We start from the raw sequence: 17,449 nt of genomic DNA, 5'->3' as shown, positions 1-17,449 counted from the left end.
ATAAATAGATGTATGTGGGTGTTATCGGTTTTTGGGTTAAACAGTGCTTAAAACATAACTTCAGGTGTGAGATGGCAAATGAAGATAAATATTAATGTGACTAATCGATATGGTTATGACATAGCGATATACCCCTACAACAATGGTGCATTGCCAAATAAAGAGGCAGGTCAAGTTGTTTCAAAGCTAGAAGGGAGCGGTGAATTAACCGTTGGTACAAGTGAGTCTGGGGTAATTGAAATCCCGGGTATGGGGGCGATGGTGTTGATGTTTTTAGGGGAGCAAAAGCTTGCCAATTATCATGATAAATTTTGTGAGCAACCAGATGAGTTCGACCAATGCGAGCAAATGGTATTGGTTCGCTATAAAACCACTGAACTGTATTGGCGTTTTCCTACTTCGGATAAATCGCCATCATTGGAGATCAGTGTAAATGAATTAGGTACAGTTTGTTTTGACAAAACATCGGTTGGCAGTATTCGCCAAGTATCCATACCTGAGTTATTTATTCCTCCTGTTTTTTCTGCAGATCCTTTTGCTGAAGAAGTTAAGGAAGAGTCGTAGCCTAAGTGAGTTGAAAACTAAGCACAGTGTGCTTTGGCACAGGTAATTTATAACAAGTAACGAGTGAGTGACACCGAGTGTAATATTGAGGTCCGATTGTCACAAAAAAACTTAACAATCAAAGAGGATTAAATATGGCTTCTGATTCATTTATTGGCACTATGATGCCGTTTGGCGGAACTTTTGCTATTCGAGATTGGGCTTTGTGCTACGGTCAGCTGCAAGCAATTAGTGAAAATACAGCATTATTTTCATTGCTGGGTGATAATTATGGTGGAGATTCACGTACTTCTTTTGGCTTACCAGATTTACGTGGGCGGAGCCCCGTAGGTATGGGGACGATGCCTGGAGGTATGAATTATAGATTGGGTTGGAAAGAAGGGCGAGAAGCCACTTCATTGTCGTTAGACCAGCTACCAACACATACCCATGGTGCCGCGTTCTCACCCTCTGGTAGTGGCTCAGTATCAGGCGTAATGCATGCTGCAACTGATGGTGCAAATACACAAGTGCCTAGTGCTGATACTTATTTAGCTGCTAATTCAAGCGCTGGGTACTATAAGCAATCCGGTTTTGCTCCGGCTCCTAGTTTGACGCCTATTAGCGGGCTTGTAGTGGATGGTGGTAGTGAAGGTGGTACGGTCACTATAGATACTGCTGGTTCGTCTAGAGCCGTGAGTATAATGAGCCCATTTCAGGTGGTAAATTGGCAAATTGCTCTACAGGGTCTATACCCGTCAAGAAGTTAGTTCGTTAAACATTTGTCATCGACCTTAAGATAGTACGAGCCTATCTTGATTTAAACAATACAATGGAGCGTGCACGCTATGCAATTAAACAAAATAACTCAATCTTTACATTTGCTTGGCGTGTCAGTTGCTCTTGCTGTATCAGCAAACTCGTGGGCGCAAAGTACGATAGATTATACGTCTGTTAATACTGGCGGTGCAGTAGATAATCACACAGCAACAGTCGGTTTATCAACAAGTACAGATTTTACAATTGATTGGGGAACAGGGTTACAAGGAAGTAATGAATATACTGATGAGAAAGTAATGGCGAGTAATGCTGCTATGCTTCCTTACAGTACCGTAGACGGAATCGCATTTAATAACTCCACTGGTGGGTTGCAATTAACAGCGACAAACTTTTTTGCTATTAAGTCAATGAATTTAGGCCGAAGGATTGATGGTAATGATTTAAATAACAATAGTTTTACTGTTACTGGCTACAGAGGAGGAGTTGCTGTTGCAAGTGATGAATTGACCTGGAGTACATTTGGCGCAGGCGAAGCTGAAGTGTTTACGCAAGGGGCTGGGACTTGGGAGTCAAATGATGTCGATTGGAGTAACTTAGATAAAATAGTAGTAAGTTGGGCGACTGTGAGTAATGGTAGCGGTGGCGTCGATGGTTCTGCTGATTTTCAAGAAATAGCAGTTTTAAATATGGTTGTTGATGACCCAACAATCTCTGATTCTACCGCGCCAACGTTAGCTGAAATTACAGCGGTTACCACACCAACAAGTGACAATACCCCAAACTATGTTTTTAGCACTGACGAAGCAGGCACTCTGTCTATGGGGGGAAGCTGTGGTACTTCTACTTCAACAACGATCAGTGGTACTGGTAATCAAACAATTACACTAACGCAGACAGACAATAGTACGGCGTTGGCCGATGGCACTTATGCTAACTGTACAATAACCGTGACTGATGCTGCAAGCAACGCAAGTAGTGCTTTAAACATCACTAGTTTTACGGTAGACACTACGGCGCCTATGGTAGCAGAGGTAACTGCGGTTACAACCCCAACAAACTCTACTACGCCGAGTTATACATTTAGCTCAACAGAAACAGGGACATTTTCAGTCGGCGGTAGTTGTGGTACTTCAACTTCAACGGCTATTAATAGTACGGGTAATCAGGTTATTACCCTTACAAATACGGATAATAGTTCAGCATTGGCTGCAGGCACATACAGTGATTGTACGATTACAGTTACCGATGCGGCAGGTAATTCTAATACACCGATAACCATTACTTCATTTACCATCGACACAACGGCTCCCACATTTGACGGTGCAAGTTCAACGCCAAATGATAACGACAGTAACGTAACTGCAAGCAATAATATTGCGATTGATTTTAGTAAAAACATCGCGTTAGGGTCGGGTAATATTACGATTCGTAATGTGACAGATAGCAGCGATTTTGAGGTGTTCAATATAGCATCAGAAAGTGATGGTACTACGACAACGCCGGGCGCTGGGCGTGTTGGTATCACAAATGATAAAATTTATCTCAACCCCACTAGCAACTTGATAGGTAACCGTAGTTATGCGATTAGAGTTGATGCTACAGCAGTAGACGATAGTGCGGGTAACAGTTTTGCTGGAATAAGTGACGATACCACATTTAATTTCTCTACTGCTAATACAGCACCTGTTGTGGATCTTGACTCAAGCTCAGGTAGTGATAACAGCAGCGCTTCATTCTCAGAAGCTGGCGGAGGTGTAAATATCGCATCGAATGCTGTTGTAACAGAGGCGGATGGCGATACAATAACAACAATAACCGTTGCATTAACAAACGATCAAGATGGCGGCTCAGAAGGGCTTAGTGTTTCAGCGGCTGCACAAAATGCACTTGGTGGTATATCAGGTGCCTCAGACATTACTCTGCAAGATACAATTTCGATAACGGGTGCATCTGCAACCGTTGCACAAGTGACGACCTTTTTACAAGCAATAACGTATAGCAATACCAGTGCAACACCGAATACCACAGCGCGTACAGTGTCAGTTGTTATTAATGATGGCACTGTAAATAGCGTGAGTCGTACAGCGACAATTTCGGTTGCAAATATTACTTCAGCGAGTTCTGCCGCTGCTGGATTTAGTACCTTAAACGGCATAAATTTAAGCCCAGCAATAACGTTTAGTAATGACAATGAAACGCTAACAATTAGTAATGCATTACATATTGCGGGATCAACGGCCGATGGTGGCGGTGGAACAGACACTATCAATGTTATTGATGGTGCTGACCTTACCGGTTTTGCATCGTTGACCGGTTTTGAAACCCTCACACCGTATAACAATGGCTCATTGACATTAAGTGAAACACAGCACGAGAGTTTCACCACCATAAATGGTAATGGAATAAATCAGTTTACCATTGCCAGCGCTAATGGCGATCAAACACTCACTGGCGATGCAGATATTGAAACCTATGTGCTTGGCGCAGCAATGACCTTTACTCTTGGCAACGCAGCGCAAAATGTAACTAGTAGCAGCGCAGATGACACCGTTAATATTAATGCCTTTGCAGTTACTGGAGCACTCAATGGTGCTGCAGGCACCGATATATTACAGGCCGGCGCTGGGGCTGATCTTAGCGGTGCAACACTTTCTGCCTTTGAATCATTAACGCTTGCCAGTGGTGCGAGTGTAACGATGACCGAAGCGCAGCACGATAATTTTTCAACGTTTACTGCTCCGGGTAGTGAAACAATAACCATTAGTTCAGCAACGGATGGGCTAGTAGGTAACAGTACGATTGAAACGTATGTGCTTGCTGCGGCAAATACGTTCACCCTTGGCGCTGTGGGACAAAATTTTACGGGCAGTACAGGAGATGATTCTCTTAATGTGGGATCGTTTGCTGCAACGGGTGTTTTAGCAGGCAATACGGGTACTGATACGCTATCTATTGGCAGTAGTGGCAGTATTTCTGACGCCACTATTAGCGGTTTTGAAAACTTGGCTGTAGCCAGTGGCGGTTCAGCAAGTATTGCTGCATCACAGCTAGCGTTGTTTTCAGGTACGGTATCTGGCAGTGGTACAGAAACACTGACTATTTTAGGTGACGGTAATTTCGCAACAGTTTCTGCAATTGAAAACTATACAATAGCGGATGATAGCAGCAACGCTCGAACGATTGCTATTAGTAATGCAGGGCACTCAGTAACAGCGAGCTCCGCAACTGATGCTATTACGTTTGATATTGGTACGTTAGCTTATACAGGCACAATTACTGGCGAAAATAGTGTTGCAGATACGTTATTGATGAGTAATGGCGCAAATATTAGTAGTGCAACCATCAGTAATGTGGCTAATTTAACACTTGCATCGGGCGCATCAGTGTCGATGACGGCCAGTCAGCATGGCAACTTTACCAGCACCATAACAGCACCAGGCTCAGAAACGATTACTATCACCGGTGATGGTGATTTTACAACTTTAACTGGCATTGAAAGCTACGATGTAGCTGATGACAGTACAAATACCCGAACGATCACCGTATCAACAGGGACTACTAATGTAACGGCTGGTTCGTCAACCGACGCAATCACTTTTGCTATTGGTGGCAGTGCATACACGGGTACGCTAATTGGTGAAAATAGTGTTGCCGACCAAGTACAAGTAACTGATGGTGCAGACATTAGTGGCGGTGGATTTTTAAATATAGGCACTCTTTCGTTAGGTAGCGGTGCAACAGTGGCTATTGATGCGGCTAATCTTGGTAATTTTAGCACTGCTATAACGGGTAGTGCGGGGACTGAAACACTGAAACTTATGGATGGTGGGGTGTTTGATTTCACCAGTACCTCAGTGTCTGCTGTTGAGGAAGTGGCAATAGGAACTGACAATAATGCTACGATAACCTTGACTGACAACTTTAATGCCAATGGTCAAGCAGTATCAGTGTCAAATGCTAGTGGCGGCGCAATTACAGCGGCCTTATCAATAAATGCTTCAGCCTTTGCTAGTGACATATTGACTATTACAGCCAGCAATTTTAATGGTGATGATACACTTGTTGGTGGTAGCGGCGCAGATACCATCCGCCCTGGCGGTGGTACTGATTCGATGACGGGCAATGCCGGTAACGATAATTTTGTTGGTAGTGTGGCACAATTATCAGGGGATACAATCACTGATCTAGCCGTAGGTGATAGCTTAACTATTACAGGTGTGACAGGGCTTTCAAGTGCCAATGTGCGATTTAATGGTACTAGTACATTAGAAGTTGATACAGATGCCACCGATTTTAACATTTCAGAGCTTACACTTGCGTTAAGTAACTCCCCTGCTGCAAATTTAGCTTTTAGTGTGGCTGACAGTGGGAGCGATACTGTTATCACTTTTGTTGAGCCAAATAGCGCTCCCGTATTTAGTAGCTTGAATGGCGGTACGACCTTTACTGAAAATGGCTCGGCAATTGTTATCGACTCTGATGTGACGATTGCTGATACTGAGCTCGATGCTCTTAATGGCGCGATAGGTAATTATAATAATGCCAGCTTAACCATTAGTCGAAACGGTGGAGCAAGTACGCAAGATGTCTTTGCGAACAATAACTTATTGGGGGTGCTAATTGAGGGTAATACATTTACTTATAATTCGACCACGGTCGGAACGGTAACCACCAACTCAGCAGGTACGTTAGTACTGACCTTTAATGCGAATGCGACCTCTGCCATTGTTGACTCAGTGCTGCAAAGCATTACCTATCAAAATAGTTCAGAATCACCATCATCCACAGTGACTTTGGATTATGTTTTTAATGATGGGGTAGCAAACAGTACGGGTACAAATCAAGCTGTAGTGAACATTACTGGGCTAAATGATGCCCCAACGGATATGAGCTTGTCTACAACTACGGTGAATCAATCATCGACGGGTCCTGGAGCCAATATTGGTGGATTATCAACCACAGATGTAGACACTAGTGATAGTCATAGTTATGGTTTAGTTAGCACTGGAGCGAGTGTAACAGGCACTTGTAGCGCGGATACTAATAATGGTAGTTTTCAAGTAAATGGTTCTATTTTGCAAACTCAGGCTGCGTTAAGTGCAGGCAGTTACATAGTTTGTTTGCAAACCAATGATAATACAACCACATTCCAAAAGTCTTTTACAATAACTGTAACAGACGATGTTGCACCTAATGCACCGTCCACACCTGATTTAGATGCGGCTTCGGACAGTGGTCCATCAAGTACAGATAATATCACCAGTGATACATCACCAACGTTAAGTGGTACTGCTGAGAGTGGTTCAACGGTTAGGCTTTACAGCGACCAAGTTGGCGCTGGAGCAACTGTAATTGGTTCAGGCGTAGCGACCGATGGCAATTGGCAAATTACCACTGACACTTTAAGCGCCGGATTAGACCATGCTATTTCAGCTAAAGCGACGGATAGTAGTAATAATGTTAGTAGTAGTTCAGGTGCGTTGACCGTAACAATAGACACTGCTGCGCCGATCGCACCGAGTATGCCAGATCTGTCAGCAGCAAGTGATAGCGGTGCTTCTAACACAGATAATATTACAAACGATACCACACCGACCTTTACGGGAACCGGTACTACTGATGACACCATAACGCTGATTTCAAGTATTGATGGCTCAATAGGTAGTACTGTTGCTAGTGGTGGGGTGTGGAGTATTACCGTAGGCTCAGCTATGACGAGTGGCTCGCATGCCATTATGGCACGTGCGACAGACTCTGCTGGTAATATCACCAATGGTACGAGTACTACAATAACGATTGACACTAATGTGAGTGCTCCGAGTATTACCACGCCCATTGAAGTAGATGGTCGGATCAATGCTGTAGAAGATGCGCATGTGCTTATTCAAGGCAGCGGTGCTGATTCTGGTGCTGTGGTTAATGTGACTATCAGCGATGGCGCAAATAGTTTATCGCGCAGTGTGACGGCTGGTGGCTCTGGTGCATGGACTATCAGTGGTAGTGAGTTTGATGTGAGCAGTTTTAATAACGGCACGCTCACCGTCAGCGCCACACAAAGTGATACGGCGGGTAATACGTCAAGTGCAGCCAGTGCCTCGGTGATTTTAGATAACGCAGCACCAAGTGCAGTGACTATCACTACGCCGATTGAAGGCGATGGCCGCGTTAATGCCGCAGAATATGCGGATGTATTGATCACTGGCTCTGGTGCAGAAGCCAATGCCAGCGTGAGTGTGACTATCAGCGATGGCGCGAATAACCAATCACGTACTGTGACGGCTGATGGCTCAGGAGCATGGACTATCAGTGGTAACGAGTTTGATGTCAGCAGCTTTAATAACGGCACGCTCACCGTCAGCGCCACACAAAGTGATGCGGCCGGCAATACGTCAAGTGCAGCCAACAGCTCAGTGATTTTAGATACTGTAGCACCAAGTGCAGTGACCATCACCACGCCGATTGAGGGTGATGACATAGTTAATGCCAATGAAGATGACAGTGTATTGATCAGCGGCTCTGGGGCAGAAGCAAGTGCGACTGTTAGTATAGATGTTGCAGGTGTTAGCCGTACAATAACCGCAAATAGCAGTGGTAACTGGTCTCTTAGTGGCAGTGAGTTAGACATTAGTGCGTTAAATAACGGAATATTAACGGTATCTGCAACGCAAACGGACAGGGCTGGTAATACTTCACCGGCTGCAACTACTAGTATTACATTAGACAATATAGCGCCTACAGGGCATGCTGCGAGTATTGATCAGAGTGTAATAAATGCCAGTAATGAATCTGCAATGAGTGTTTCTTTGTCTGGTTTGGAAGGAACTGGTACGCTTAGTTATCAAGTAAGTGACGGCAGTAATTCAGTCAGCGGTACGGCAACTATTAGCGCAGCAACGCTGCAAATCACAGGTATTAATGTGACCTCATTGGCTGAGGGAACGTTAACCTTCTCAGCAATAGCTACAGACACCGCAGGCAATGCAAGCTCAGCTGTGACTGCAACAGTAACCAAGCAATATAATGTAGCGCCGGTATTAAGTGGAACTCCCAGTACAACAACAGCAGAAGATGCCGCTTATAGCTTTACACCGACACTGACCGATAGTGATACGGGCGATACTCACACCTTTACTATCATTAACAAACCAAGCTGGGCGAGTTTTAATACCAGCACAGGTGAGTTATCGGGCACACCGGATAACAGTGATGTAGGCAGCTACGCTAATATCACCCTTGGTGTGAGCGATGGTACGGCCAGTGCCAGTTTAGCGCCGTTCACGTTAGAGGTAACCAACACTAACGATGCGCCTGTTGGACAGAACTTTAGCTTTAACCTTGATGAAGGCGCAACGCTCACGGTGACACAGGGCAATGGTTTATTGAGTAATGCGAGCGATGATGACACTGGCAATACACTGACAGCGGTCGGGGTGAGCCAACCGCAATTTGGTAGCTTAACGCTGAGCGGTGACGGCAGCTTTAGTTATCAACATGATGGCAGTGAAAACCACAGCGACAGCTTTACCTTCCAAGTACGTGACAGCGATGGGGCACTCTCGGCGGTGCAGACAGTGACACTGACGATAGCAGCCGTGGCGGATGCGCCTGTTGCTGTTAATGACAATGCAACGACGGATGAAGACACCGCGGTTAACTTTAGTTTAGTGGCCAATGACACCGATGCTGAAGGTGATTTAGTGGCCGCCTCAGCCGCCATTGTATTACCTGCAAGTAAAGGCACGGTGAGTATCACCAATGGTATTGCCACGTATACACCGAACGCCAATGAAACAGGTACCGACACTTTTACCTACACCGTGAAAGATGCGGCGCTGAATACGTCAGCGGCGGCCACAGTGACAGTGACCATTACCCCAGTGAATGATATTCCTGAGGTACAAAATGTTAATCTCAGTATTGATGAAGACACGGCCTCAGCGGCCACCGATGTACGCAGTTTAGCCCGTGATGTGGAAGACGCCACCCCCACAGGAGATATCACCATTGTCCGCAGCCCAACGTCAGGGCAAGTGGTATTAGACCAAGCCGCGGGTAGCTTTGTGTATACCCCAGATAGCAATGTCACAGGGCAAGATAGTTTTACCTATACAGTAACCGATAGCGAAGGTGGAGTATCACTGCCAGCCACAGTGACCGTGAATATCGGGGCGATTAACGACCGCCCAGTTGTAGCTGATGATGCAATAACAACCGATGAAGATACCGCAGTGAGCTTGGCTATTTTAGCCAACGACTCAGACGTGGAAGACAGCGGCTTTAATGCTGCCAACGTAAGCCTTGAGAATAAAGGCACCGGCGCTGGCATGTACAACTTTGCGGACGTGAGTGTGAACCTTGATGGCAGTTTAGCAATCACACCTAAACAAGATGTCAACGGCGAGTTTAGCTTTACCTACACCCTGAGCGACAGTGAAGGGCTCAGCTCAATGCCAGCGACAGTAACATTGACCATCAATGCCGTGAATGACGCCCCCGTTGCCATGGATAATACCGCGCAACTGCAAGAAGAAGGCTCATTTGAGGTCAACGTACTGGGTAACGACAGCGATGTGGATACCGGCGACAGCTTAGATGCCAGCAGTGTGACGGTAGTCAGTGCACCAAGCAATGGGCAAACTCAAGTAACAGCTACCGGGGCGATTATTTACACCGCCAACGCCAATTACTTCGGCAACGACAGCTTCACTTACACTGTTAAAGACAATAACGGCGCAACCTCCAACGAGGCGAGCGTAACCATGACAGTGACCCCAGTCAATGACGCACCAATCGGCCAAGCACAAACCTTGGCACTCGATGAAGACGCCAGCGTATTGATCACTTTACTTGCCACAGATATTGAAAACGACAGCTTAACCTATCGTATTGAAAGTGATGTGAGCCAAGGCACCCTCGTGCAACAAAGTGCAGATAGCTGGCTTTATACGCCTACCGCGAATTTCAATGGCAGTGACAGCTTTAGCTTTATTGCTAATGATGGCGAGTTAGACTCAGCACCAGTGAGCGTAAACTTAACCGTCAATGCCATCAATGATGCACCGGTTGCCATCAATGATACCGTGTCCGTTAGTGAAGACAGCGCAATAACTATCAACTTGGCAGGCAGCGACATAGAAGGGGATACTTTAAGTTATCAAATAAGCAGTCAACCTCAAAACGGCAGCGTGACTTTGACGGGCTCACAAGCCGTGTATCAAGGTGATAGCCACTTCTTTGGTACAGACTCCTTTAGCTTTATTGTTAACGACGGCACGGTGGATTCAGCACCGGCAGACATTAACGTGAATGTCACTAGCGTGAACGATGTGCCAGTGATCAGCGGCGCACCGACTTTATCGGTCAGTGAGAAAACCGCCTATAGCTTCACCCCAACCGCCGTTGATACAGAAGGCGACAGCCTCACCTTTAGTATTACCAATAAGCCTAGTTGGTTGAACTTTGATAGCACCAGTGGAACACTCAGTGGCACGGCCACGAACGCCGATGTGGGCGTACACAATAATATTGTGATCAGTGTCAGCGATGGTATGGATACCGTAAGCCTACCAGCCTTTAACTTGACCGTGATCAACGTTAATGACGCACCAACGATTGGTGGTGTTCCTGCATTAAATGTTGATCAAGGTGCACTGTATAGCTTTACCCCAATAGCGAATGACATTGATGGTGACAGCTTAACCTTTAGCATCAGCAATAAGCCGAGCTGGGCAAACTTTGACAGCAACACAGGGCAGCTATCTGGCACACCGAGTAATGATGATGTGGGTGTAAATAATAACATTATCATTGCAGCATCAGACGGCGCGCTTACGACAGCATTGAGTAGCTTTAATCTTACTGTTAAGAACGTTAACGATGCACCAACAATCAGTGGTACACCAAGTACTACAATCAGCGAAGACAGCCCGTATCAATTTATCCCTAGCGTGAGCGATATTGATGACGACAGTTTAAGCTTTAGCATTAGCAACAAACCAAGCTGGGCGAGTTTTAATATCAGCACAGGTGAGTTATCGGGCACACCGGATAACAGTGATGTAGGCAGCTACGCTAATATCACCCTTGGTGTGAGCGATGGTACGGCCAGTGCCAGTTTAGCGCCGTTCACGTTAGAGGTAACCAACACTAACGATGCGCCTGTTGGACAGAACTTTAGCTTTAACCTTGATGAAGGCGCAACGCTCACGGTGACACAGGGCAATGGTTTATTGAGTAATGCGAGCGATGATGACACTGGCAATACACTGACAGCGGTCGGGGTGAGCCAACCGCAATTTGGTAGCTTAACGCTGAGCGGTGACGGCAGCTTTAGTTATCAACATGATGGCAGTGAAAACCACAGCGACAGCTTTACCTTCCAAGTACGTGACAGCGATGGGGCACTCTCGGCGGTGCAGACAGTGACACTGACGATAGCAGCCGTGGCGGATGCGCCTGTTGCTGTTAATGACAATGCAACGACGGATGAAGACACCGCGGTTAACTTTAGTTTAGTGGCCAATGACACCGATGCTGAAGGTGATTTAGTGGCCGCCTCAGCCGCCATTGTATTACCTGCAAGTAAAGGCACGGTGAGTATCACCAATGGTATTGCCACGTATACACCGAACGCCAATGAAACAGGTACCGACACTTTTACCTACACCGTGAAAGATGCGGCGCTGAATACGTCAGCGGCGGCCACAGTGACAGTGACCATTACCCCAGTGAATGATATTCCTGAGGTACAAAATGTTAATCTCAGTATTGATGAAGACACGGCCTCAGCGGCCACCGATGTACGCAGTTTAGCCCGTGATGTGGAAGACGCCACCCCCACAGGAGATATCACCATTGTCCGCAGCCCAACGTCAGGGCAAGTGGTATTAGACCAAGCCGCGGGTAGCTTTGTGTATACCCCAGATAGCAATGTCACAGGGCAAGATAGTTTTACCTATACAGTAACCGATAGCGAAGGTGGAGTATCACTGCCAGCCACAGTGACCGTGAATATCGGGGCGATTAACGACCGCCCAGTTGTAGCTGATGATGCAATAACAACCGATGAAGATACCGCAGTGAGCTTGGCTATTTTAGCCAACGACTCAGACGTGGAAGACAGCGGCTTTAATGCTGCCAACGTAAGCCTTGAGAATAAAGGCACCGGCGCTGGCATGTACAACTTTGCGGACGTGAGTGTGAACCTTGATGGCAGTTTAGCAATCACACCTAAACAAGATGTCAACGGCGAGTTTAGCTTTACCTACACCCTGAGCGACAGTGAAGGGCTCAGCTCAATGCCAGCGACAGTAACATTGACCATCAATGCCGTGAATGACGCCCCCGTTGCCATGGATAATACCGCGCAACTGCAAGAAGAAGGCTCATTTGAGGTCAACGTACTGGGTAACGACAGCGATGTGGATACCGGCGACAGCTTAGATGCCAGCAGTGTGACGGTAGTCAGTGCACCAAGCAATGGGCAAACTCAAGTAACAGCTACCGGGGCGATTATTTACACCGCCAACGCCAATTACTTCGGCAACGACAGCTTCACTTACACTGTTAAAGACAATAACGGCGCAACCTCCAACGAGGCGAGCGTAACCATGACAGTGACCCCAGTCAATGACGCACCGTTAGGTCTTCCACAAAGCTTGATACTTGCTGAAGATAATAGCGTGTTGATCACCTTGGCAGGCTCAGATATTGAGAATGATGCTCTAAGCTATCGTCTTGATGAAGGCGCATTACATGGCTCGCTCGTGCAGCAAAGTAATGATAGTTGGTTATATACGCCAAACGCTAATTATAACGGTAGTGATGGCTTTAGTTTTGTTGTTAATGATGGACTATTAGATTCAACAACAACGCCGGTATCGTTAGTTATCACCGCAGTTAATGACGCGCCAATTGTGGGTCTACAAACCGGCGTTACTGATGAAGACACACCAGTCGTTATGAACTTAATCGGTAGTGATGTTGATGGTGATACATTAACCTATACAATCGTCAGTCAACCAACTTATGGCACTGCGACTCTCTTAGGTGATCAAGTTACTTATCAAGGTAATGCAAATTACTTTGGTGAAGATCAGTTTAGCTATATAGCGAGTGATGGGCTACTTGATTCTACTCCAAGCACAGTGTCAGTAACTATTCATAGTGTTAACGATTTGCCGGTGATTAGTGGAATACCAAGCTTAGCGGTTAATGAAAATGACTTATATAGTTTTGTACCAACAGCGACAGATAATGATGATGATAATCTCAGCTTCAGTATTGAAAATAAACCAAGTTGGTTGAACTTTGATACCACCACAGGGGAGTTGTCAGGCAGACCTAGCAATGCTGATGTAGGAAGTTATGCAGGCATTACGGTGCGTGTAACGGATGGGGTTGCAAGCCAAAGTTTAACCCCATTTACACTGATAGTAGTGAATGTTAACGATGCACCAACAATCAGCGGTTCACCTGCAACATCAATTGCGCAAGATACAGGTTACTCATTTACGCCAATTGTGTCGGATATTGATAATACTAGTTTATCATTCACGATTGCAAACAAGCCGAGTTGGGCAACGTTTGATAGCACAAGTGGTACATTAAGCGGTGTACCGACACGAGATGATGTTGGTCTATATAGTCATATTTTGATCAGCGTAAGCGATGGGCAGTTAAGCAGTACGCTTAATCCATTTAGTATTGATGTAACGTATGTGAACGCGCCACCTGTTGCTAATGACATGGTAATGCGCGTTAAAGAAGATAATAACCTCAGTGTCAGTGCTCAGGTGAGCGACAGCGATAACGACAATTTAGTTATAGAAGTGGTCACTCAACCACAGTTTGGTAGCTTAACAGTGCAAGGAACGGTATTTAGTTATCAGCCACAGGCTGATTATTATGGTAGCGACACCTTTAGCTATTTAGTGACTGATGGCAAAGTAAAGTCTACTATAGCTACTGCGTTAATTACTGTTGAGTCAGTAAACGATCAACCGGTCGCGGAGGAAGATACCTTTGACTTAGCGCGAACAGAAAGCGGCCGTTATATACTTGATGTGTTAGCGAATGACACTGACGTTGATGGTGATGTAATAACAATTATTGGTGCTAGGGCATCAGTGGGTACAATCAGTGTTGTTGATCAGCAGCTTGTCTATCAATTGAACGCAAATACTCAAGATACTATTAAAGTTGAATATATTATTGCCGACCCAGCGCAAGCGCAGAGTACAGGGTTTGCCTATATTAACTTTATTGATAGTCAAACTGATGCACCAACTATTACACCTCCAGCTGATATGAGTGTTGATGCAACAGGGTTGTTCACTCGAGTGAAGTTAGGCACAGCTGTTGCATTTGATAGCGATCAAAACCGGTTACCAGTCGCAACTTTCAATCAAAGTATGCTATTTACGCCAGGCGTACATCAAGTGTATTGGCAAGCGACAGACAGTAGTGGTACAACCACAATGGCAAGCCAGCAAGTAATGGTTCACCCACAAATATCACTAGGTAAAAATAAAGTTATTGCTGAGGATCAAAGTTATATCACACGGGTTTATTTGAATGGACCAGCGGCAAGTTATCCTATCACTGTACCTTACAGTGTATCTGGAACAGCAACGTCAGATGATCATGATTTAATTAGTGGTGAAGTGGTTATTGAACAAGGCCTCGTTGGTGAGATCAGCTTTAGAGTCTTTGCAGATAGTCAGATTGAAGCGGATGAAACAATTGTTATAACGCTTGATGATAGCCTTAATACTGGCGCGCAAGCCTCTAATGTTGTGACTATTTCAGAGAATAATATAGCACCAAGCTTAGTAACCATAACGGAGCAAAACAATCAGTCGCGGCCATTTGTTTTAGCCAGTGACGATCTCGTAACAATTACAGCGTTGGCAACAGATAATAATCCTGAAGATAGTATTTCGTATAGCTGGCAAGCTGCAGATGAACGGATTGTCGATCTAGGTGATGCACCTGATACATTGGTGTTCTCTACAGCGGAACTCGATATTGGTATTTATGAAATAGCAGTAACTGCAACAGATGACGCTGTGGATAGTTTATCAACAACGGTGACCAGTTATGTGGAAGTAGTAGCTCAGTTACCTAAACTAACAACGGCTGATACTGATAATGACTTAATACCAGATAATATTGAAGGCCTACAAGATAAAGATCGCGATGGTATACCTGATTATTTGGATAACATTAATGAGTGTAATGTATTACCTGAGCAAGTAAATGAGTTAGCGCAGTTCCTTGTTGAAGGGGATGCGGGAGCATGTTTAAGAAAAGCATTCTCAAGCATACAAAATAGTAGTGGCGCAGCACAATTGTTTGAAAGTGAACTACCTGAAGATGTAGGTATGGATAACTCTAGTGGCTACTTTGGCTTTATAGTCACTGACATGGAGCAAAAAGGTGATAATTACCACATAGTGCTTCCACAAAGAATGCCAATCCCAGCGGGAGCGATTTATAGAAAGCTTATCAATAATGAGTGGATTGACTTTAATACCAGCAATGGCGATAAGCTCTATTCAGCGCTAGGGGAGCGAGGTTACTGCCCTTCACCCAATAGTCAACTGTGGCAAGAAGGGCTTAAAGAAGGTGACTGGTGTGTGCAATTACGTATAACGGATGGTGGTTTCAATGATGACGATGGCTTAGCGAATGGTCAAATTGTTGACCCTGGCGGCGTAAGTATTATGAGCAGTAATAACAGCGCGCCTGTTACCCAATCAGATCAAGTAACTATTGCACTTGGTAATAGTATTGTTATGGATGTGCTTAGTAATGATAGCGATGCAGATAATGATGTACTCACGCTCACTAGTGCAAGTGTTGATTTAGGTGAGGTAGCAATCGTTAATAATCAACTTAGCTATCAACCAGTACTTGATTTTATTGGTACTGCAACAATCAACTATAGTGTATCTGATGGTAAAGGTGGAACAGCCTTGGGTACGGCGAATGTTAGTGTGGTAGTGAATAGTGCCCCAACAACGATTGCTGATATTGCAAGCACCAATGATCGCACACAAATAGTTATCGATGTGCTTGCCAATGATAGCGATGTAGATGGTGACGCACTTAGTTTAATAAGTGCGCAAGCTACGCAAGGAACAGTCACTATAAATAACGATGACACATTGAATTACCAACCCAAAGCAGGTTTTGAAGGTGTTGATTTAATTGAGTACACAGTGGCTGACAGTAAAGGTGCTGAAGCTCAAGGAGAAGTAAAAGTGACCGTAAAAGCTTATACAACCACCACGGTTAAAAATAGCTCATCAGGTAGTTTAGGCAGTACAATGGTGTTATTAATGATTGGTTTAGTCTTTATACGTCGCCAATCAAAATTGACGCCATGGGCTTTACTGGCTACGGCTACGGTAGTCAGTCAGCCTGTACTCGCTGGTGAGTGGTCTATGGATGGCACGCTTGGTTATGCGGCCGTTGCTGGCTCAACCACCGCTCATCAATCTGTTGAATTAGCGAATACTGAATTCGATGATAGTGATATTAGTTGGTCAATAGGCGCAATTTATTCCTTAGCGACTAACTGGCAATTTGGCGTACGCTATATCAATTTAGGTGAAGGTAGTATGACCTTTGTTGGAGATACGCTTGATCCAAGTAACGCGCAATTGGATATATCACAAACCGTGCCGGTGTTATCACAAGGACCTGCGATACAAACTGCTTATGTATTCCCGCTGTTAGGGCAAGTTAAGAGTAAGGTTTTTGTAGGGGCTTTCCATTATCATTATTCAATTGATAGTCGTTCATCTACGGGGCAAAAAATTACATATAATGACACTAATACACGCCCTTACTTTGGCGGTCAGTTGGCTTATCCAGTGCTTGAAAATACAGATGTTTCAATTAACTACAGCCATTATAAGTTAAGAGAAAATGATGTGAATGAATGGGCGCTAGGGTTTCAGTATCAATTTTAGGAGTAATTAAAGAAAAAATAAAAACGGCTAGCTTTTTTAAGTTAGCCGTTTTTATATTTAATGATAGGTTTACTCACTAGTACACGGAGCTCATCAGTAACCACGGCAAAGTCTCGGCCTAACGTTCCAGTTTTTATTTTTGTTAA

Annotated in this window: 3 protein-coding genes; all 3 read left to right on the top strand. The window is 45.0% G+C overall.

Annotated elements, in window-relative coordinates; translation table 11 throughout:
• Window positions 1-78: 78 nt before the first annotated feature.
• The 3 genes from HHO47_RS08790 (at window position 79) to HHO47_RS08780 (ending at window position 17,303) form a co-directional block, all read left to right on the top strand.
• Window positions 79-564 carry a hypothetical protein gene (locus tag HHO47_RS08790; RefSeq protein WP_169019955.1) on the top strand — a complete coding sequence of 162 codons (486 nt, stop codon included), beginning with the start codon at window positions 79-81 and terminating at the stop codon, window positions 562-564.
• 134 nt (window positions 565-698) lie between these two features.
• The gene (locus HHO47_RS08785) at window positions 699-1,313 is read left to right on the top strand and encodes a phage tail protein (protein WP_169019954.1); all 615 of its coding nucleotides are present in this window, start codon (window positions 699-701) and stop codon (window positions 1,311-1,313) included.
• Between the two features lie 78 nt (window positions 1,314-1,391).
• Window positions 1,392-17,303, top strand: coding sequence for a tandem-95 repeat protein (locus HHO47_RS08780; protein ID WP_169019953.1), 15,912 nt, complete (start codon window positions 1,392-1,394; stop codon window positions 17,301-17,303).
• Window positions 17,304-17,449: the final 146 nt, after the last annotated feature.

Source organism: Pseudoalteromonas arctica, from assembly GCF_012927645.1.
GTDB classification, from domain to species: Bacteria; Pseudomonadota; Gammaproteobacteria; order Enterobacterales; family Alteromonadaceae; genus Pseudoalteromonas; species Pseudoalteromonas arctica_A.
Note: the sequence above shows the minus strand (reverse complement) of the source record. Positions and strands in the feature narration are given on the sequence as shown.

Bases quoted from the DNA above. Each gene is read 5' to 3' on its own strand.
- HHO47_RS08790 (WP_169019955.1), top strand. From the start codon at position 79: ATGAAGATAAATATTAATGTGACTAATCGATATGGTTATGACATAGCG.
- HHO47_RS08785 (WP_169019954.1), top strand. From the start codon at position 699: ATGGCTTCTGATTCATTTATTGGCACTATGATGCCGTTTGGCGGAACT.
- HHO47_RS08780 (WP_169019953.1), top strand. From the start codon at position 1,392: ATGCAATTAAACAAAATAACTCAATCTTTACATTTGCTTGGCGTGTCA.